This window comes from Nonomuraea sp. NPDC050547 (assembly GCF_044457345.1).
Taxonomy (GTDB): domain Bacteria; phylum Actinomycetota; class Actinomycetes; order Streptosporangiales; family Streptosporangiaceae; genus Nonomuraea.
Genome location: NZ_JBITGW010000004.1, coordinates 291331 through 309467 on the forward strand (window position 1 = coordinate 291331; position 18137 = coordinate 309467).

General features: G+C 72.5%; 13 protein-coding genes. 6 read left to right on the forward strand and 7 right to left on the reverse strand.

Annotation, left to right across the window (positions count from 1 at the left end):
- Positions 1-8: 8 nt before the first annotated feature.
- Positions 9-2528, reverse strand: a complete 2520-nt coding sequence (locus ACIBHY_RS12085) for an FHA domain-containing protein (protein WP_397306686.1) — start codon at positions 2526-2528, stop codon at positions 9-11.
- A gap of 35 nt (positions 2529-2563) precedes the next feature.
- The gene (locus ACIBHY_RS12090) at positions 2564-3535 is read right to left on the reverse strand and encodes a hypothetical protein (protein WP_397306687.1); all 972 of its coding nucleotides are present in this window, start codon (positions 3533-3535) and stop codon (positions 2564-2566) included.
- Between the two features lie 87 nt (positions 3536-3622).
- Here ACIBHY_RS12090 and ACIBHY_RS12095 point away from each other — a divergent pair, with 87 nt between their 5' ends.
- A complete protein-coding gene (locus ACIBHY_RS12095) occupies positions 3623-4765 on the forward strand; it encodes a sensor histidine kinase (protein ID WP_397252513.1) in 1143 nt (380 codons plus the stop codon).
- Positions 4762-5391: a response regulator gene (locus ACIBHY_RS12100; protein ID WP_397252514.1), complete on the forward strand. Its 630-nt coding sequence runs from the start codon at positions 4762-4764 to the stop codon at positions 5389-5391. Before ACIBHY_RS12095 ends, ACIBHY_RS12100 begins: the two co-directional genes overlap by 4 nt.
- Before the next feature lie 4 nt (positions 5392-5395).
- On the opposite strand, the gene ACIBHY_RS12105 is transcribed toward ACIBHY_RS12100, so the two are convergent.
- Genes ACIBHY_RS12105 through ACIBHY_RS12120 form a run of 4 tightly spaced genes read right to left on the reverse strand, consistent with a single transcriptional unit; the run spans position 5396 to position 10957 of the window.
- Positions 5396-7096 carry a glycosyltransferase gene (locus tag ACIBHY_RS12105; RefSeq protein WP_397306688.1) on the reverse strand — a complete coding sequence of 567 codons (1701 nt, stop codon included), beginning with the start codon at positions 7094-7096 and terminating at the stop codon, positions 5396-5398.
- Positions 7093-9006 carry a glycosyltransferase gene (locus ACIBHY_RS12110; RefSeq protein ID WP_397252516.1) on the reverse strand — a complete coding sequence of 638 codons (1914 nt, stop codon included), beginning with the start codon at positions 9004-9006 and terminating at the stop codon, positions 7093-7095. Before ACIBHY_RS12110 ends, ACIBHY_RS12105 begins: the two co-directional genes overlap by 4 nt.
- 32 nt (positions 9007-9038) lie before the next feature.
- On the reverse strand, positions 9039-10538 hold the full coding sequence (locus ACIBHY_RS12115; protein WP_397252517.1) for a glycosyltransferase: 1500 nt from the start codon (positions 10536-10538) through the stop codon (positions 9039-9041).
- Positions 10535-10957: a hypothetical protein gene (locus ACIBHY_RS12120; RefSeq protein WP_397306689.1), complete on the reverse strand. Its 423-nt coding sequence runs from the start codon at positions 10955-10957 to the stop codon at positions 10535-10537. The genes ACIBHY_RS12115 and ACIBHY_RS12120 overlap by 4 nt, the downstream gene beginning before the upstream one ends.
- 228 nt (positions 10958-11185) lie before the next feature.
- On the opposite strand from ACIBHY_RS12120, the gene ACIBHY_RS12125 reads away from it, so the two are divergent.
- Both ACIBHY_RS12125 and ACIBHY_RS12130 read left to right on the forward strand, forming a co-directional pair.
- Complete coding sequence (locus tag ACIBHY_RS12125; protein ID WP_397252519.1) at positions 11186-12331, forward strand: glycosyltransferase family 2 protein; 1146 nt, start codon at positions 11186-11188, stop codon at positions 12329-12331.
- Positions 12328-13956: a glycosyltransferase gene (locus ACIBHY_RS12130; RefSeq protein ID WP_397306690.1), complete on the forward strand. Its 1629-nt coding sequence runs from the start codon at positions 12328-12330 to the stop codon at positions 13954-13956. The genes ACIBHY_RS12125 and ACIBHY_RS12130 overlap by 4 nt, the downstream gene beginning before the upstream one ends.
- A 107-nt stretch (positions 13957-14063) precedes the next feature.
- On the opposite strand, the gene ACIBHY_RS12135 is transcribed toward ACIBHY_RS12130, so the two are convergent.
- Positions 14064-15473 carry a glycosyltransferase gene (locus ACIBHY_RS12135; protein WP_397306691.1) on the reverse strand — a complete coding sequence of 470 codons (1410 nt, stop codon included), beginning with the start codon at positions 15471-15473 and terminating at the stop codon, positions 14064-14066.
- Positions 15474-15703: 230 nt separating this feature from the next.
- Between ACIBHY_RS12135 and thrC the strand changes: the two genes are divergently transcribed.
- Positions 15704-16762, forward strand: a complete 1059-nt coding sequence (gene thrC, locus ACIBHY_RS12140) for a threonine synthase (protein WP_397252522.1) — start codon at positions 15704-15706, stop codon at positions 16760-16762.
- A 26-nt stretch (positions 16763-16788) separates the two neighbouring features.
- Positions 16789-17709: a homoserine kinase gene (gene thrB / locus ACIBHY_RS12145; protein WP_397252523.1), complete on the forward strand. Its 921-nt coding sequence runs from the start codon at positions 16789-16791 to the stop codon at positions 17707-17709.
- The last annotated feature ends 428 nt before the right edge of the window (positions 17710-18137 follow it).

Sequence of the window (18137 nt, forward strand, 5' to 3'; positions counted from 1 at the left end):
CTTGTGGTTCAGCGGGACTTGGCCTCGTAGCGGCGCAGGGCGAGGCGGGTGGCCAGGGCCAGGACCGCCGACATGAGGATCAGGACGGCCATCGAGCGGAGCCAGCCCGCCGGGTCGTGGTCCCAGAGGGCGTCCTTGGGCTTGGCGATGTCGATCTTCTGCAGGTTGGTGGTGGCCGCCGCGGCCGCGTAGCCCCAGCGCGTGGGGATGAGCCAGGTGAGCTGCTCCAGGCCGGTACGGCCGACGACCTCGATCAGCTTGCCGATGAAGACGAACTGGGCCATCACGAGCACCACCATGATCAGCATGGCCTGCTCGTTGGTGCTGACCAGGGCGCTGACCAGCAGGGCCAGCAGGCTGCAGGTGAAGGCCACCGCGGATACCACGACGATGATCTCCACGCTGCCGGAGCCGAAGATCAGCGGATCGGCGGGAGGCTTGCGGCCGATCATGGCCAGCGTGACGAACAAGGTCGCCTGCACCACGTTGATCGCGCCCAGCACGGCGGCCTTCGACAGCAGGTACGCCACCGGTGACAGGCCGACCGAGCGTTCGCGGCGGTAGATGGGGCCTTCCTTGACGATCTCCCGGATCGCGCCGATCAGGCCCATCAGCGCGGCCCCGAACACCAGGATGATCAGGAGGGTTCCGGCCTCCTCGCTGCGCCCGATCTTGCCGCCGGGTGGCGCCAGGCCCGCGGAACCCTCCACGACCCGGGTCATCAGCGCCAGGATGATCGGCAGGCCGATCATCGACAGCGCGGCCAGCTTGTCGGAGCGGATCACCGAGAACATCCGCCGTGACAGGATCGCGAACTGCCGTCCAGTGCTCTGCTTGGGCGGCGCCGGGGGAGGGGTGACGGTGTGGCCGTCGAGGCCCTGGCCGGAGGCGGCGCCGCAGTAGCGGGTGTGGTAGGCGGAGTGGCGGAAGCGGTCGGCCCACAGGTCGGCCTCGTCGCTGACCTTCTTGAAGACCTCCGAGTACTCCGTCGCCCCGAAAAATCCCAGCAATTCACCCGGTGGGCCGAAATATCCGACCTTGCCGCCTCGGCAGAGCACGAGCACGCGGTCGCAGACGTTCAGGTGCAGCACGCTGTGCGTGACCACCACCACGGTCCTGCCGTCGTCGGCCAGCTCCCGCAACGTGTTCATGACCTCTTTGTCCAGGCTCGGATCCAGCCCGGAGGTCGGCTCGTCCAGGAACAGCAGCGACGGCTTCGTCAGCAGCTCCAGCGCCACGCTGGTGCGCTTGCGCTGGCCGCCGGACAGCCGGTCGATGCGCAGCTTGCGGCGCTCGGCCAGGTCGAGCTGGTCGATCACCTCGTCGATGCGGGCCCGGCGCTCGGCCCGCGTCACGTCCTGGGGGAAGCGCAGCGCCGCCGCGTACCCCAGCGCCCGCTCGACCGTGAGCTCCTTGTGCAGGATGTCGTCCTGCGGGACCAGGCCGATGCGGTGGCGCAGGTCGTCGTAGTGGGCGTACAGGTCGCGGCCCTCGTACAGCATCCGGCCGTGCGTGGCGGGCCTGGCGCCGGTGAGCGCGCCGAGCAGCGTCGACTTGCCGGCGCCCGACGGGCCCACCACCGCGAGCAGACTGCAGGCGTCCAGCTGCAGACTCACCCGGTCCAGCAGTACGGCGGAGCCCGCCGTGACCGTCAGCTCCTCGGCCCGCAGGGACACGGCGCCGGTGTCGGCGTGAACCGCCACGTGGTCGCGGTGCACGACCAGCTGGTAGTGGCCCACCGAGACCAGATCGCCCGGCTGGACGTAGGCGTCGGTGACGCGGTGGCCGTTGACGTGGGTGCCGTTGCGGCTGCGCAGGTCCCTGACGTACGGGCCGTTGGGGGAGCGGTGGATCTCGGCGTGGTGGCGGGAGATCAGGAGGTCGTCGGGCAGCGCCAGGTCGTTGTCGGCGGCCCGGCCTATCCGCAGGACGTCGGTCAGGGGGAGGATCCGCTCGGGGATCTCGCTCGGACGCGCCTGTACGGTCGGCCGCCCGAGCTGCGTCACCCCTTCCGACACCCCACCCCAACCCTGCCCACCCCCGGAATGCCCCGCACCGGAATACCCTCCGCTCGGGTGCCCTCCGCTCGGGTGGCCTGGGCTTGAATGACCCGCGCCAGGGTGTCCGGGGGTTGAAAGGCCTTGGTGTCCGGGGGCTGGAGGGGCTGGGTGTCCGGTGGGCCGGTGCCCGGTGTGGCGCGGGTCCGGGGGGCGGTGCGACTGCGGGACCGTCGGGTGGGCCGGTTCGGGTTCGAGGTCGAGGCGGGGGCCGTGTTCCGCGCCGCCGAGCCGTACCGTGCAGGGGACGGCCACGTGGACCGTCGAGATGCGGTTCTGCCCGATGAACGTGCCGTTGCGGCTGCCGAGGTCGCGCAGGATCCAGCGGCCGGACTCGTGGACGACCTCGGCGTGGTGGCGGGAGACGCGGGCGTCGGCGATGGCGATGTCGCCCTCGCGTCCCACGAGCAGCCGCTGACCCGGCACCAGCCGGATGAAGCCCGCCGGACCCCGCACGAGTAACGCCGTCATCTCTCCGCACCCCGCAAACCCCGGCCGTCCCGTAATTATGGCCGCATATCAGGCTGGGGACGGGCCAGGGTGAACGGCGTTGCAGGGACGTGACCTCGCGTGTAGTGGTAGGCCACGGTGGCCACACCCAGCGACAGTCCCCACGGCAGGAAGAACAGGCCCACACCCCCGAGCGACCAGTCCATGTCGCCGGCCAGCAGGCCGCGCCACGAGGCCACCCCGGTCACGGTGAGGGCCACGGACACCAGCGACGCGGGCACGACCGCCATCGCCTCGGGCACCGCCCGCCCGCCGAGCACCGGCACCCAGCGCGGGAAGACCCGCCCCCACCGCTGCGCCAGCCCGAGCGTGAGCAGCGCCCCGCCCAGGCAGAGCAGCGGAAGCGAGTACTCCCCCAGCTCGCTCACGCCCTTGGCCGCGGCGTCGGCCGCGAGGTCGTCGACGAAGCTCTGGTCGACCCACATCGGGATGCCCGCCGCCCAGGCCGCCCGCTGCGTGCCGTACGGCAGCGGCGACAGCACCGCGACGGCCGTCGCCCAGAGCCCGATCCGCCGCCACGGCCACGACTCGGCGCCGCCCCGCGCGGAGCCCAGCGCGACGCCGATCCACAGCGCCCCGCCCGCGACGCACACGAGCTGGTTGAGCACGGGCCAGTCGACCAGGCCGAAGTAACCACGCAGGGAGTAGGCCATGTTCTGCAGCAGCCGGACGTCGGGGAACACGAACAGGAGGCTCGCCCCTGCCACCCAGCCGTACGCCGCGACCACCGGCGCGGGAATCCTGGGCCACCAGAGGGCCGCCGCCGCGAGCAGGACGCCGGCCGTAGAGGCGAGGGCGACGACCGGTGCCATCGCGTCCGCCGTCACACCCGCGAAGAGGCTCATCCCGACGTCGGCGTTGGGGCCGCCGAAGGGGAAGCCGCCGCCGCCCGACCACCAGAAGTAGCCGAGCGCTCCGTAGATCGCGCTCCAGATCAGCGCGCCGTAGAGAACCAGTCGTCGTTTCATGGTTCCCCAGCCTGGGCCGGGATCGGCGCCAGGACATCTGCCGATCGGCAGATTCGCCTGCGCGCACTCCTGGCTAAGGTGGCGGTCATGAAACAGGTGCTGGCCTGCGCGGTCGTGCTCTGCTGCGCCGTCTGGCTGGTCTCGCTCAGGTCGCCGTTCCCCGAGCCGTTGATCTCGGTCCCCGCTCTGCTCGCGGTGGCCGCGGCGAGCGCCGCCGTCGCGTGGTCGCCCAGGACGCGGCCGCTGCTCGCGCCGCTCACCGCGCTCGTGGGCGCCATCGGCGCGGCGTGCACGCTGGTGTGGCTGAGCGACCCGGTCGGCGCTGCCGGTCCCGCCACCTACTTCCACACCCTGGCCGTGCTCACGCTCATCACGATGACCGTCCGCTGGTCGCCCCTGCCGCGCGGGGTGCCCGCCGTCGCCGTGGCGGCGGTGGCCGAGGCGCTGCTGGCGCTGCAGGTCGTGCCGGTGAAGTCGGTGATGGAGTCGGTCGCGTTCGGGCTGTTCTGGTCCTTCGGTACGGCCGGCGCCGTCGGCCTGGGCGTGTACCTGCGCGTGCTGGACACCCGCCGCGAACGGGCGGTGCGCGAGGCCAGGCGCTCCCAGCGGATGCAGCTCGCCCGCGACCTGCACGACTTCGTGGCCCACGACGTCAGCGCCATGGTCTTGCAGGCGCAGGCGGCGCAGATCCTGCTGGAGAGCTCGCCGCGCGAGGCGGCCGCGACGCTGCGGGCGATCGAGGAGGACGGGACGCGGGCGCTGGCCTCCATGGACCGTACCGTCCGGATGCTGCGTGAGCTGGAGGGCGAGGCGGTCTCCGCCGAGCCGCTGCCCGGCCTGGACGACCTGCCCGGCCTGGTACGCCGCTTCGCCGAGGCTGGATACCCGGAGACGGAGCTGGAGCTCGCGCCCCCGAGGTCGGTCTCGCGCGAGGTGGCCACCACGGTCTACCGCATCGTCGCCGAGTCCCTCACCAACGTCCGCAAGCACGCGCCCGCGGGGTCGAGCGTGGCGATCCGGGTGGTGGACGAAGCGGGCGCGACCGTGCTCACGGTCGCCGACCACGCCGGCGCGCCCGCCCAGCCGCGCCTGCCCGGTTCCGCGCGGCCCGGAGTGGGGCTGGCCGGGCTGGCCGAGCGGGTCGAGGCACTGGGCGGGACGTTCGGCGCCGGCCGGGATGGAGACGGCGGGTGGCTGGTGAAGGTCGCCTTCCCGGGAGGACGGCCATGACGATCCGGGTGCTGGTCGCCGACGACCAGCCCGCGGTGCGGCGGAGCTTCCGCACCATCATCGACGCCCAGCCCGACCTGGAGGTGGTGGGCGAGGCGCCGGACGGCGTCGCCGCGCTGGAGATGGCCGCGGAACTGGCCCCCGACGTGGTGGTGGCCGACATCCGCATGCCGCGCATGGACGGCCTTGAGCTGACGCGGCGGCTGGCGGACACGGTCCGCGTGATCGTCGTGACCACCTACGACCTCGACGAGTACGTGCACACGGCGCTGCGCTCCGGCGCCTGCGGCTTCCTGCTCAAGCACGCGGGGGTGGGGCTGCTGGCCGAGGGGATCCGGGCGGCCGCGGCGGGCGACGCGCTGATCAGCCCGTCGGTGACCGTACGGCTGTTGCGCCACCTGACGCCCGCGCAGGGCCGGACCGGGGTGGCGGGTGAGACGCTGAGCGACCGCGAACTGGAGATCGTCCGGCTGGTGGCTCAGGGCCGGTCGAACCCGGAGATCGGGGCCGAGCTGTTCATCTCGGCCGGCACGGCCAAGACGCACGTGGCCAACGTCCAGCGCAAGCTCGGCGTGCGCAACCGGGTGGGGATCGCCGCGTGGGCCTGGGAGAACGGCCACGCCTGAACGGCTACTGGTCGGGAAAGGTCAGGTCGCGCACCCTGCGCACGGCGCGCTTCAGCACGGTGCGCTCCTTGGCCCTGGCCAGGCGGACGGCCTCCTGGCGCCACGCCTCGGCCTTCTCGCGCCACCGGGCGGCGTCGCGCTCCGCCTTGCCCGCCTCCCTGCGCAGCTGCGACGTCTCCGCCTGCAGCGCGGCGGCCCTGCGGCGCAGCCGGATGATCTCCTTCTCGTGCTGGAGCGCCTGCTTCTCCAGCTCGGTCAGGGGGCGGCGGCGCGGCGGGTAGACCGTGGGGCGGCGTACGAACCCCCACGACTCCCCGTCCACCCACTCCACGCCGAACACCTCGTGGATCACGTCGTCGGGGTGTTCGCCCGGCCCGGCGAGCAGGGCGGCTCTGGCCAGGGCCGCGGTGCGTTCGAGCCGGGCGACGACGACGCCGTCACTCTCCTCGGCCAGCGCGACGCAGAGCGCGCCCAGGTCGTGCTCGTCGAGGTGCTCGGTCAGGCGCCGGAGGGTGTCGTGGCCGGGCATCCAGCCGGGCGGGACCGTCAGGCGGTAGGGGGCGGCGGGCGCCGGGTCCTCCGCGGGCGTGAGCCGTACCCGGGAATCATGCTCGAACGTGGCGTGGATCAGGCGCAGGTCCAGGTCGGGGTCGCGCAGCGGGTGGCGGCGGCCGCCGCCCAGGTCCGGCCACGGCCCCGTGACGGTGACGCGCACGTCGGGCAGGGAGGTGGCGAGCAGGCCGTCCACGGTCGCGCGGACGTCCTCGTAGGGGTGCTCGCCCGCCACCACGCAGTCGATGTAGGGGACGAGCCACTGGCGGCCCTGGTTCACGCGCAGATAGCGGCGGTGCGGCACACGGTCGGCCACGAACGGGTCGTTGTAGCGCTTGAGCGCCGCCCACTCCCGCATGGCGGTGGGCAGCCCGAGATGCCAGGCCCGCGCGTCGGGGTCGGGTACGAACACGGCGCCCGCCTGCGCCAGCCGGTAGCCCAGTTCGGTGTCCTCGGCGAGCACCAGAGAGGTGTCGAGCCCGCCGATCCGGCGCAGGAGCGCGGCCGGGTAGGAGGCGGTGGCGCCGACGTGGACGCGGGCGGCGAGCGCGCTGGGCGCGGTGCGCAGGCCGTCGTGCTCCTCGATGATCTTCTCGGCCCAGTCGTGGCGGAGCGGCGACAGGTGGAACAGCTTGTCCTCGTTGCCCGCGTCGAGCGCCTCGCGTACCTCGGCGGGGGCGGGCAGGACGACGTCGTCGGTGAAGTCGATCCAGCCGAGCACGACCAGGTAGGGCGCGAGATGGTGCCAGCGCAGCTGCGCCTCGACGTGCCCGCGGTGCGGCACCATGTCGGCGTCCAGGACGAGCACGATCTCACCGGCGGCGGCGTCGATCCCGGTCTGCAGGGCCCAGGCGCGCCCCCAGCCGCCGGGGGCGCTGGGCACGAGCCGGGTGGCGGCGGGGCGCAGGTCCGGCAGCCGCAGCGGCGGCGCGCTGCCGTCGTCCACGACGATCACGTCGAGCAGGTCCGCGGGGTAGCTCTGGACGGCCAGCGCGGCGAGCGTGAGGTCGAGCGTCCCCTGCCGGTCGTGGGCGGGGATGACGACGGTGACGGTCAGCTCGGGCGTCCAGGCGCCCAGCGCGGGCGGGGTCAGGACCCCGTAGTCGTTGCGCCGGATACGCGCGACGCCCCTGCTCATACCCGGCCCGCTCATACCCGGGCGCTCCCTTCCAGTTCCATCAGCGCGCACGGCCGGAAGCCGCGCCACTGGTGGCGATTGCGTTGCAGGAAGGTGCCGATCGGCTCCTGCCAGGTGTGGTTGGCGGCCAGACCGCGGTGGAGGATGTAGCCGAGGCCGTGGGTGCGGTAGATCTGCCCGCCGGCCGCCTGCAGCGCCTCCTGGAACTGCGTGTCCACGGAACGGCGCAGCGGACGGAACCCGCCGACGGCCTGGAAGGCGGAGCGCTCGACCAGGATCGTGCCGCCCGCCACGAAGCTGGTGATCTGCTCGGTGATCTGCTTGCGGTGCACGGTGACGTCGATCGAGGACAGGTAGACGAACTCGGGCACGGTGCCGACCACCTGCGCCCCCGAGTACGAGTGGGCCAGCAGCAGGTCCGACAGGAAGTCCGGGCCGTACCAGTCGTCGTCGTCCATCTTCAGCAGGAACGAGCCCGACGCCCTGGACGCCGCCTCGTTCAGCACCTCGCCGAAGATCTGGTCGGCGGCGGCCTCGTACACGGTGACCTGCCCGTCGAAGGCGGCGATCGCGGCGGCCACGTCCGGGTGGCCGGCGGGCACGCCGTGCAGGGCCAGGATCACCTCAAGCTGCGCGTCCCGCTGCCTGGCGATCTGGTCGAGCGCGAACCCGACCATGTCCGCCCGGCGCGTGGCCAGCAGCACCGAGGTCAGCGGCGGCACCGGCGCGGGCGCGCCGAGCTGTTCCCAGCGGGCGGCCACGCCGTGGGTGCGCAGCGCCGTACGGCGCAGCCGGATGCTGTGCTCCTCCCGCCGGAGCTGGTCGGCGAGGTCGGGACCCGACTCGATCAGCCGAACCAGTGGCTCGCCCAGCGCCCCCGCCCAGCGCGGCACGGACGGTGACACCAGCGGCACCCCGGCCGCGGCCAGCCCGGCCAGCACCCGCACCGCGGTCAGCGGCCCGCTGTGGGCGTGCTGCCAGTCGACCTCGACGCCCCTGATCTGCCGGAGCCTGGCCACGTCGGCGTCGGTGACGCCGCCGGACTCGGCGAAGGCGATGATCAGCTTGCCGTCGAGGACGATGGACCAGCGGCCCTCGCGCTCGGTCAGCGCCGCCATGCCGCGCGAGGGAGTGGTCACGAAGCCCTGCGGGTTCACCATCCGCTCGTCGACCGGCGGGATCATCGACGGCTCCGCCAGCACCTCGGGATCGGCCAGCGGCAGCTCGGCGCCGCCCGGCCGGCCGAGGTGCTCCCAGCTGGCCGCGCGCAGCGTGGGCCGCTCGACCGGCGTCTCGTCGCCCTCCCAGGGGGCCTCCCAGGGCGAGTCGGCCGAGCCGGGGTTCACGTCGGGGTCGTCGAGCGTGCGCAGGACCAGGTCGCTGCCGGGCGCGCCGACCCGTCCGGGGACCGGGCCGCCGACTTCGGCCGGGGTGGCGTTCGGGTCGCCCGGCCGCCAGGCCGCCGCGCCGACCCCGGCGATCGCCGCGGCGGGGGCCGCGATCACGTCGAGGCGGTGCCCGGCGAAGGCCCGCGCGGTCGCGGCCACGGTACGGCCGGCCGGCGTGGGCGCGGAGAACTTCGCGTCCACCACCCAGACACGATCCTTGGGCTGGTACACCCGCAGGTCGATGAGCGAGCGCCACCGGTTGGCCGGGGTGGGCGTCGGGACCGGCGCCGGATGCGAGGGCGGCGCGTCCAGTACGGCCACGACCACGCGCTGCGTGTCGGGAAGGAGCTTGTGCAGGGTGGCGACTCTGCGCAGGTCCGCGGGGGTGCGGGCGAGCACCAGCACCTCGGGCGCGCGTTCCTTGCCGCTGGGCGGCTCCAGGATGTCGCGGTCGAGGTCGACGCCCTTGACGTCCTCGTCGATGCCGACGGCGAAGACCCACGCCTGCGGCATGTCCGCGATGAGAGAAGAGATCATGGCAACCTCCATGAGGCGACCCGCTGGCGTGGTCATCCGGTCTTCCTCAGGTGCTTGAGCAGGGCGGCGAGCGGGCCGGTCGGGGGTTCCGGCTGCTCGGGCGGCGGCTGCGAGAGGTCGTCCACCTCGGCCCGCAGCCGGGCCACCTCCGCCTGCAGTTCCTTGATCTCGGCGGCGCGTTTGGTCGCCAGCGCCCGCCACTTGGCCGGGTCACCGGCGGGCGGCTCGATGTCGTCACCGGCGGCGAAGCCGAACTCGGTCCCGCTCACCCACAGCGCTCCGAACATCTCGTCGACCAGGTCGTCGGCCGGGCCCTCGTGGCGGGCGGCGCGGGCGAAGGCGGCGGTGCGCTCCAGCCGGGCGGCGACCACGCCCGCCCCGGACTCGGTGAGGGCCGCGCTGACCAGGCCCAGGGTTTCCTGTTCTGCCTGCCGTACGAGCTGGGCGATCGTGTCGGCGCCCGGCGCCCATCCGGCGGGGACGCGCAGCAGGAACGGGGCGGGCGCCGCGGAAGCGGGCGCGTCGGCCGCGAACGCGACGCGCGGCTCGGAGGCGTAGAGGTTGCGCAGGAGGCGCAGGTCGAGGTGCGGGTCGTCGAGGGCGGCGTGCCGGTCGCCGGTCAGTACGTCCCAGGGGCCGGTGATGGTGACGGCGGTGTCGGCGAGCGTGCCGGCGAGCGCCGCGTCCACGGTGGCGCGGGTGCGCTCGTAGCCGTCGGCCTCGGTGACGACGCGCACGTACGGCACCCGCCACCGCCGGCGGGGATGGCCGCGCAGCCAGCGCAGGTCGGGGATGAGGTCGCCCAGGAACGACCAGTTGTGCCGGTGCACCTCCTTCGCCCGCAGCATCACGGTGGAAGGGCCGACGTGCCAGCCCTTCGCCTCGGGGTCGGGGATGAAGACGGCGCCGGCCTGCGCCAGCCGGTAGCCGAGCTCGGTGTCCTCGGCCATGTTGAGCGTCACGTCCACGCCACCTGCCGCGCGCAGCAGCGCGGCGGAGACGGAGCTGGAGGCGCCGGTGTGCAGCAGGTAGGCGCTGGTGCCCGCGTCGCGGAGCATGCGCGTGGATTCGAGCGTCTTGGTGGTGTACTCGGTGCGGGTGCCCTCTTCGCCGAGCTCGTTCACGAACCGGGTGTCGCCGATCACGACGGCGTGGTCGAGCAGGTGGTGCCAGCGCATGTGCGCTTCCAGGTGCTCCTCGTCCAGGATCATGTCGGCGTCGAGCCAGTGGACCACGTCACCGGTCGCGGCGTCGGCGCCCGCCTGGCGGGCGGCGCCGCGGCCCCAGCCCCCGCTCACCCGCACGACCCGTACGCCCGGCGCCGACAGGGGCGGCGTGCTGCCGTCGTCGGCGACGACCACCTCGGTCAGCTCGGCCGGGTAGCTCTGCTTGGCCAGCGCGGTCAGCGTGCGGTCGAGCCCGTCCTGGTCGTTGTAGGCGGGGATGACGACGGAGACGCGCTTGGCCGGCCGCCAGCTCCCGATGGCCGGCGGCTCCAGGGCCCCGTAGTCGTTGTGCCTGATCCGCCTCATGCCGAGCCCAGCGCCCGCACCTCTTCGCGTAGCTGCTCCACCTCACGGGCGTGGGTCATGGCGTTGACGCGGTCCTCGCCGAGGGAGACGAGGATGGCGCTGAGGTCCTCGGTACGGCGGGCCGCGCCGTCCTCCATCGCCGCCGACAGCTCCTCCAGCCGCTTCTCGATGCGCTTGAGCGTGGCGGTGGTGGCGGCGTGCGAACTCTCGTTCTTCTTCACGCGCTGGTCGATGCGCTGGGCCTTGCCGTCGAGGCGGCGCACGGTCAGCACCAGGAAGGCGAGGGCGGCCAGCGAGACCAGAAGCGCCGCGGCGACGGCGGCGGCGGCGAGCGTGAAGACGCCCGTGACCAGGAGCGCGACAAGGGCGAGAACTCCCAGAATCGCGGCCGTCGCCGCTGTCCGGCGAGTCGAGAGCATCCGCATATCTATCCTTGTCACGACTTGAGAGGCACTAGGGGATATTGACACCCTAATAAACAGGTACGAGTTAACGTGCCATAAGTTCCTGAACGGAATCTGGGAGCCGCCGCCGTGTGACCTGCGGCAGGTGCCGTAACGAATGGGGGACCTCCCTCCTACCGGGCGGTAAAAGCGGCGTAAGGTAGGCGCCGTCTCCGAACCCCGCCGTCGAGGAGCGCCACGTTCATGACCGTCACCCCCTGCGGCTTCCGGCGTACGCCGGAGAAGGGACTGGCCCGCCTGCGCTGGGCCGGACGCGGCTGGACGGCCGAGGGAGAAGGGCTGCCCGCGGCCCCGCCCGGCCGCCTCGACCTGCCCGTCCTGCGGCCGTTACGCGGGCTGGAGGTCGACTGGCCCGGCGGGCCCGTGCCGCTCGGGGAGATCGTGCGGCTGGCCGCCGCCGGCGTACCGCTGACCGCCGCCGAGGCGCCCGCCTGGGTGCCCGCGCCCCTGGCCGACCTGCTCGCCGACCGCGAGTGGCTGGCCGGCGAGCCCGCCGGCGGCCTGCGCTGCGTGGCCGACCTGCGCCGCGAGGAGCACAGCGTACGGCTGCGCCGCGTGGCCGCCCGGCTGGCCGCGACGCCGGGGGAGTTCCCGGAGAGTTTCGCCGGTGAGGTCGCCTTCGCGGCGCGGCCCAAGGTCAGCGTGGTCATGTCCACCAAGCGGCCGCACCTGGTGGCCGAGGCGCTCGCGCAGATGGCGCGGCAGCGGCACGTCGAGGTCGAGGCGGTGATCGGGCTGCACGGCGTGCCGTACGAGGCGGTGCGCGCCGCCGTCGAGTCCGCTCCGCTGCCGGTGTCGTGCGTGGTGTCGCGGGCCGCGTTCGGCGAGGTGCTGAACCTGGCGGCGGCCCGCGCGAGCGGCGACTACCTCGTCAAGTGGGACGACGACGATTGGTACGGTCCCGAGCACCTGTCGGACCTGCTGCTGGCCATGCGGGCCACGGGCGCCGACATCGTGGGCGCCACCGGCGAGTTCTTCTATCTCGAACCGCTCAACACCACGATCCGGCGCACCACCTTCGCCAGCGGGGCGGCGTACCCGAGCGAGGTGTGGGCGGATCACGTCGCGGGGGGCACGATTCTCCTCGCTGCGGCGAAATTTCGGTCTTTAGGGGGATTTCCTGCCTTGCCTCGGGCGGTGGACAAGGCCTTCCTCAAGGCCGCCCAGGCTCAGGGCGCGCGCATCTACCGGACCCACGGGCTCGGGTACGTGCTGCGCCGCACTCTCAGCGACGAGCACACCTGGCAACTGCCTCTGTCGCATTTCCTCAAGGTGGCTGCCAACCAGTGGCGCGGCTTCCGGCCGAGCAGGCTCATGGAAGCGGCATGAGGGTCCGGGGCAACGACTACCGGGTGCTCGCGCCGCCCGAACGATGGACGCCCTCACTCAAGGTCAGCGTGGTCATCCCCGCGTACGGCGGGCAGCACGAACTCGACCTCGTCCTGCGCGCGCTGGCCAGGCAGACCTACCCGGCCGGGCTCACCGAGGTCATCGTCGTCGACAACGGCAGCGACCCGCCGCTGCGCCTGCCGCGGGAACGCCCGGAGAACACCACGCTCGCGCGCTGCCCGCGGCCGGGCCGCGCCGCCGCCCGCAACACCGGGCTGGCCCTGGCCACCGGCGACGTCATCCACTGGCTCGACTCCGACGTGCTGCTCACCCCCGGCGCGGTCGAGGCGCACATGCGCTGGCACCACCGCGCCCCCTATCTGGCGGTCACCGGCTACATCAGGTTCACCGAGGCCAAGGTTCCCGCCGAGCTCCCCGACGACCTCGAGAAGGCCTTCGAACCCGCCCGCCCGCACGCCTGGATCGTCGACCTCGTCGAGCGCACCCGCGGCCTCACCGACAACCCGCAGCGCCCCTTCAGCCTGCACGTCGGCGGCGCCACCTCGGTCAGCGCCCGCCTCGTCGCCGCCGCCGGGCCCATGGACGAGGACCTGGTACTCGGCCAGGACACCGAGATGGGCTACCGGCTGGCACAGGCCGGGGCCGTGTTCGTGCCCGAACCCCTGGCCCGCGCGTACCACCTCGGCCCCACCATGCGCATGCGCGACAAAGCGCCCGTCGACCGGGTCAGCCACGCCTTCGTCGCCGACCGCATCCCCACCTACCGCTGGCTGCGCGCCCACCCCGGCCGCGCGTGGAAGGTCCCCTACGTCGCCGTCGTCGTGGACGGCACCGCCGGGTACGAGACCGTCCGCACCACCGTGGACGCGGTGCTCGCCGGGACCGTCCCCGACGTCCGCGTGGTGCTCGTCGGCCCCTGGGACACCCTCGACCGCGACCGCCGCGCCCCCCTGCGCGACCCCGCCCTCGACCTGGTGCTGGTCCACGGTCACTACCAGCACGAGCCGAGGGTACGGCTGGCCGTCACGGACGCCCCCGACCCCGCGGTGCCCTGGATCCTGCGGCTGCCCGCCGGATGGGCGCCCGCCGAGGACGGCCTGGCCCGCATGCTGGACCTGGCCGCCGGCGAGGGCCTGGGACTGGTCAACGTCCTGCTCAGCGAGTCGCCATCCGGCCTGGTCGGCGCCCGCCTGGAGCGTGCCTCCGCCTTCGCCAGGGCCGCCATCGTGGCCGGTCCTGGCGAGGACCTCGACGACGCTGTGGATGACGTGTCCGGGGTCACCTGGGTGGAAGGCGAGAGCTACGGCTTCACCGAGTCGCCCGCCGAACCCCTGGGCCGCCGCGGCGCCCTGCGCGCCCGCGTGGAGGCCCAGTCGGAGGCCGCCCGGCTGGGCAAGGAGGTCGAACGCCTGCGCGCCCAGAGCGTCAAGTGGCGGGAGGAGGCGGGCACGTGGCGTAAGAGCGCGGTGGAACTCCGGCGCGAGGTGGGCGGGTTGCGCCGCCAGCTCGCCGCCGCCAACCGCACCCAGCGCAGCCTCCGCACCCTGCTCGCCGCGGCCCTGAAGCGCGCCTGGACCAAAAAACCGGACGACCCCCCACTCTGACCACCCCAACGGCCACGGTCCCGCCCTCGCACACCCCGCCGCACCCGCGCCTACCGGGGGGTGACAGGGCGGTTTGGTGGCCTTGTGCGGAAAGCTCGGTGTGTCGGTCAGTTGGGGCGGAGGGCGGACTTGAGGCGGTTCAGGAGGGTCTTCTCCTCCGTGGGAACCGCCGGGACCGCGGGGATCTGGACCGGCTCGGGTGCCTTCGCACCGGTGGGTGGGGCTTCTGGCAGGGGCGGCGGGGGCCAGTAGCGGGCCGGGGCGGCGTGCCGTACACCATGGGTCTGGTCGATCACGGCGTCCAGGTCGTCCGAGACGCCCGCCAGCAACACGGCCCGCGCGAGCGCCGACGTGCGCTCAAGCCGTGCGCTTCGCCCGGCGCCCACGTCGACCACGAGCACCCCGTCGAGGTCCTTCTGCACCGTCTCCACCATCCGCTCCAGCGTCGCCCGGTGCAGCGGCACGTCCACCGGCCCCCGGTAGCGGAACGGGATGGGCGCGGGCGTCGGCGCGGCCTCGTCGATGAGGCGGATGCGGTCGTCGTAGGCGAACAGGTCGCGCATCATGCGCAGTTCGAAGCTCGGGTCGCCCAGAACCGATCGGCGCTCGTCGCGCAGCGTCGACCACGGCGCCACCAGCGTCACGACGACGTCCTGCAGCTTGCCGTCGAGGGCGGCCGCCACGGCCTGCCGTACGACGGCCGCGGGGGTGTCGCCCACCTCGAACACGATCTCCACGTACGGCACCAGCCACCGCCGGCCCCGATCCTTGCGCAGGTCGCGGCGGAGCGGGATCCGGTGCGAGAAAGCCGGTTCGACGGCCTGCACGACCCGGTCCTTGTCCACCCGCTGCGCCGGAAGCCCGAGATGCACTGCTTTGGCTGCCTCGTCCGGGATGAACACCACGCCGTGCATCGCCAGCCGGTAGGCGAACTCGGTGTCGCCGCCTCGGTGCACGTTCGGGTCGAGACCGCCGACGGCGTGGAAGATCTCCCTGGGAAGGGCGAGCGTCGGCCCTGTGCACACGTGGTAGGGATTGCGGCTCTTGCGCAGCCCGTCGGTCTTGGCGATCGTCGCCTCGGTGGAACTGGCCACGGCGGCGTCCAGGTCGAACAGCTCTTCCAGGTGTCCCGCCCGGTAGATCTGCTCGGCCTTGAGCGGCGGCGGCTCGACGAAGCGCTTCATGCCGATCGTGACCAGATAGTCGGTCACGTGGTGCCAGCGGGCGAGCGCCTCGATGTGCTCGCGGCAGGGCACCATGTCGGCGTCGAGCCGCTGGATGATCTCGCCGTCGGCGGTCAGCGCGCCGGTGTTGACCGCGTTGGAGATGCCCCATCCATCCGTGACCCGCACGATCCGGGTGTTGAACGGCCGGATCTCCGGCAGCTCGATCGCCGGACGGCTGCCGTCGTCGACGACCAGGACCTCCATGAGGTGGTCCGGATAGGTCTGCGCGGCCAGCGCCGCCAGCGCGAACTCCAGGTACGGCCCGCCATGGGCCGGAATCACGACGCTCACCGACAGCGACGGCGACCAAGCGCCCAGCTCCGGCGGTGTGAGCGGTGAAAAGTCGTTCTGCCGCACAGCAGGACGCGCGTTCATAGTCGATGACCCCCTGGCCGGAAACCTTAGCCGGGGTTGCTGAATATTTCCTGAAAAGGCGTGGTGTCCACGCTGTGGACTCGGATCCTCGTCCCGAGCCGGAAGCCCGTACACTCGGTGCCCAACACCGCAGGTAGGGAGTCATCATGGCTAGGTCGTGGCGTGGCCTCATCGAGGAGTACCGAGAGCGTCTTCCGGTCACCACGACGACGCCCGTCGTCACGCTGCTCGAGGGCGGCACGCCGCTGGTGCCCGCGCACCGGGTCTCCGCGCTGACCGGCTGCGACGTCTACCTCAAGGTCGAGGGCGCCAACCCGACGGGCAGCTTCAAGGACCGCGGCATGACGATGGCCATCAGCAAGGCCGTCGAAGAGGGCGCCAAGGCCGTCATCTGCGCCTCCACCGGCAACACCTCCGCCTCCGCCGCCGCCTACGCGGTGCGCGCCGGGCTCACCTGCGCGGTGCTCGTGCCGCGCGGCAAGATCGCGATGGGCAAGCTGGCCCAGGCGCTCGTCCACGGGGCGACGCTGCTGCAGGTCGAGGGCTCCTTCGACGACTGCCTGGAGATGACGCGCAAGCTGTCGTCCGAGTACCCCATCGCGCTGGTCAACTCCGTCAACCCCTTCCGGCTCCAGGGCCAGAAGACCGCCGCCTTCGAGATCGTCGACACGCTGGGCGACGCGCCCGACATCCACTGCATCCCGGTGGGCAACGCGGGCAACATCTCGGCGTACTGGATGGGTTACCAGGAGTACGCGCAGGACGGCGTCTCCACGCGGCGTCCGCGCATGTTCGGCTTCCAGGCCAGCGGCGCGGCCCCGATCGTCAACGGCGCGCCGGTGGCCCGCCCGCACACGATCGCCACGGCCATCCGCATCGGCAACCCGGCCTCCTGGCAGCTCGCCGAGGCGGCCAGGGACGACTCCGGCGGCGTCATCCAGTCGGTGACCGACCGCCAGATCGCGGCCGCGTACAAGCTGCTGGCGCAGGAAGAGGGCGTCTTCGTCGAGCTGGCCTCGGCGGCGAGCGTGGCAGGACTCCTGCAGGCCCACGCCGCCGGCCTGGTCGAGCCCGGCCGGCGCATCGTCTGCACGGTCACCGGCAACGGACTGAAGGACCCCGACTGGGCCATCTCCGGCGCTCCGGCCCCGGTGACGATCCCCATCGACGTCCACGCCGCGGCGGGCGCGCTCAACCTCGCCTGACCACGCGATCTGAGGGAAACAACACATTGATCACTGTTCGCGTGCCCGCGACCTCCGCGAACCTCGGTCCCGGCTTCGACACGCTCGGCCTCGCGCTCGGCCTGTACGACGAGGTCGAGGCCGAACTCACGGGAGACCGCGTCCAGGTCACCGTCGAAGGCCAGGGGGAGGGCGAGCTCGACCTGGGCGAGGGCCATCTGGTCGTCAAGGCCATGCGCAAGGCGTTCGACCGGATGGGTATGGAGCAGCCCGCCGGCATCCGGCTGCGCTGCCGTAACCGCATCCCGCACGCGCGCGGGCTGGGATCGTCGTCGGCGGCCATCTGCGCGGGCATTCTCGCCGCGCGCGCTCTCGGCTCTCAGCGAACATCGCCGGACGGCGCGCGCACGCTGTCGGACGACGAGGTGTTCGCCCTGGCCACGGAGATGGAAGGCCACCCGGACAACGTCGCCCCATGTTTGACCGGAAATCTCACGATTTCGTGGACCGACCATGGGGGATCACCGCATATGGTGAAAGTCACCCCCGATGCGAGAATCCGTCCGGTCGTGCTCGTCCCATCGGCACGGGTGTCCACGGAGACCGCTCGAGGGCTGCTTCCGAAGGACGTGCCCCACAAGGACGCTTCCTTCAACGCCGGCCGGGCCGCGCTGCTGATCGCCGCGCTCACCCTGCGTCCGGAGAGTGACCTGCTGCTCGCCGCCACCGAAGATCGTCTCCACCAGAAATACCGCGCGCCTGCGATGCGCGACAGCGCGGATCTGGTAGAACGTCTGCGTGCGGTGGGCGTGCCCGCGGTCGTTTCGGGAGCGGGCCCCACGGTTCTTGCGTTTTCCACACCGGATACGCAGGATTTGATCGCGCCAGAAGTGGGTAATGACTGGCACATCCAGCTAATGGACGTCGACCCGGATGGTGCGAACGTTCAGTTCCCCGAGACACGCTGATGCCTCTTTAGACCTTCAGGGAATAGCCGTGTGCGCTGGTGATGTTAGGCTGATAGCCGCACCAGATGCCCCCTTGGTGGGTGCGTGCTTGTCAGCCACACATCGCTGCTTCATGCTGCACGTCGCGAGGCGTGGGCAGCGCGGCTGTCTCCCCGGAACCCGGCGTCTCCCATGGACCTACACCCGGTTGGTTCACCACGAGACGACGACTATGGGGATCTGCGCGTTCGAATCACCTCGACATCTGGCTGGCGACAGCAATCTGGGGGGTGTCCTCCATGCGCCACCGTCCTGTGGCGGCCTGGACGAACCCCTCCCCAATCGTGGCGGCCGACCTGCGCGGCGGCCGAAGATCGCAGCGTGCATCCCGACCCGGTCTGTCCCGCCGGATCGACAGCACCTCCGGGACGCCCGGTACAGCAAAGCCG

Bases quoted from the DNA above. Each gene is read 5' to 3' on its own strand.
- ACIBHY_RS12085 (WP_397306686.1), bottom strand. From the start codon at position 2,528: ATGACGGCGTTACTCGTGCGGGGTCCGGCGGGCTTCATCCGGCTGGTG.
- ACIBHY_RS12090 (WP_397306687.1), bottom strand. From the start codon at position 3,535: ATGAAACGACGACTGGTTCTCTACGGCGCGCTGATCTGGAGCGCGATC.
- ACIBHY_RS12095 (WP_397252513.1), top strand. From the start codon at position 3,623: ATGAAACAGGTGCTGGCCTGCGCGGTCGTGCTCTGCTGCGCCGTCTGG.
- ACIBHY_RS12100 (WP_397252514.1), top strand. From the start codon at position 4,762: ATGACGATCCGGGTGCTGGTCGCCGACGACCAGCCCGCGGTGCGGCGG.
- ACIBHY_RS12105 (WP_397306688.1), bottom strand. From the start codon at position 7,096: ATGAGCGGGCCGGGTATGAGCAGGGGCGTCGCGCGTATCCGGCGCAAC.
- ACIBHY_RS12110 (WP_397252516.1), bottom strand. From the start codon at position 9,006: ATGATCTCTTCTCTCATCGCGGACATGCCGCAGGCGTGGGTCTTCGCC.
- ACIBHY_RS12115 (WP_397252517.1), bottom strand. From the start codon at position 10,538: ATGAGGCGGATCAGGCACAACGACTACGGGGCCCTGGAGCCGCCGGCC.
- ACIBHY_RS12120 (WP_397306689.1), bottom strand. From the start codon at position 10,957: ATGCTCTCGACTCGCCGGACAGCGGCGACGGCCGCGATTCTGGGAGTT.
- ACIBHY_RS12125 (WP_397252519.1), top strand. From the start codon at position 11,186: ATGACCGTCACCCCCTGCGGCTTCCGGCGTACGCCGGAGAAGGGACTG.
- ACIBHY_RS12130 (WP_397306690.1), top strand. From the start codon at position 12,328: ATGAGGGTCCGGGGCAACGACTACCGGGTGCTCGCGCCGCCCGAACGA.
- thrC (WP_397252522.1), top strand. From the start codon at position 15,704: ATGGCTAGGTCGTGGCGTGGCCTCATCGAGGAGTACCGAGAGCGTCTT.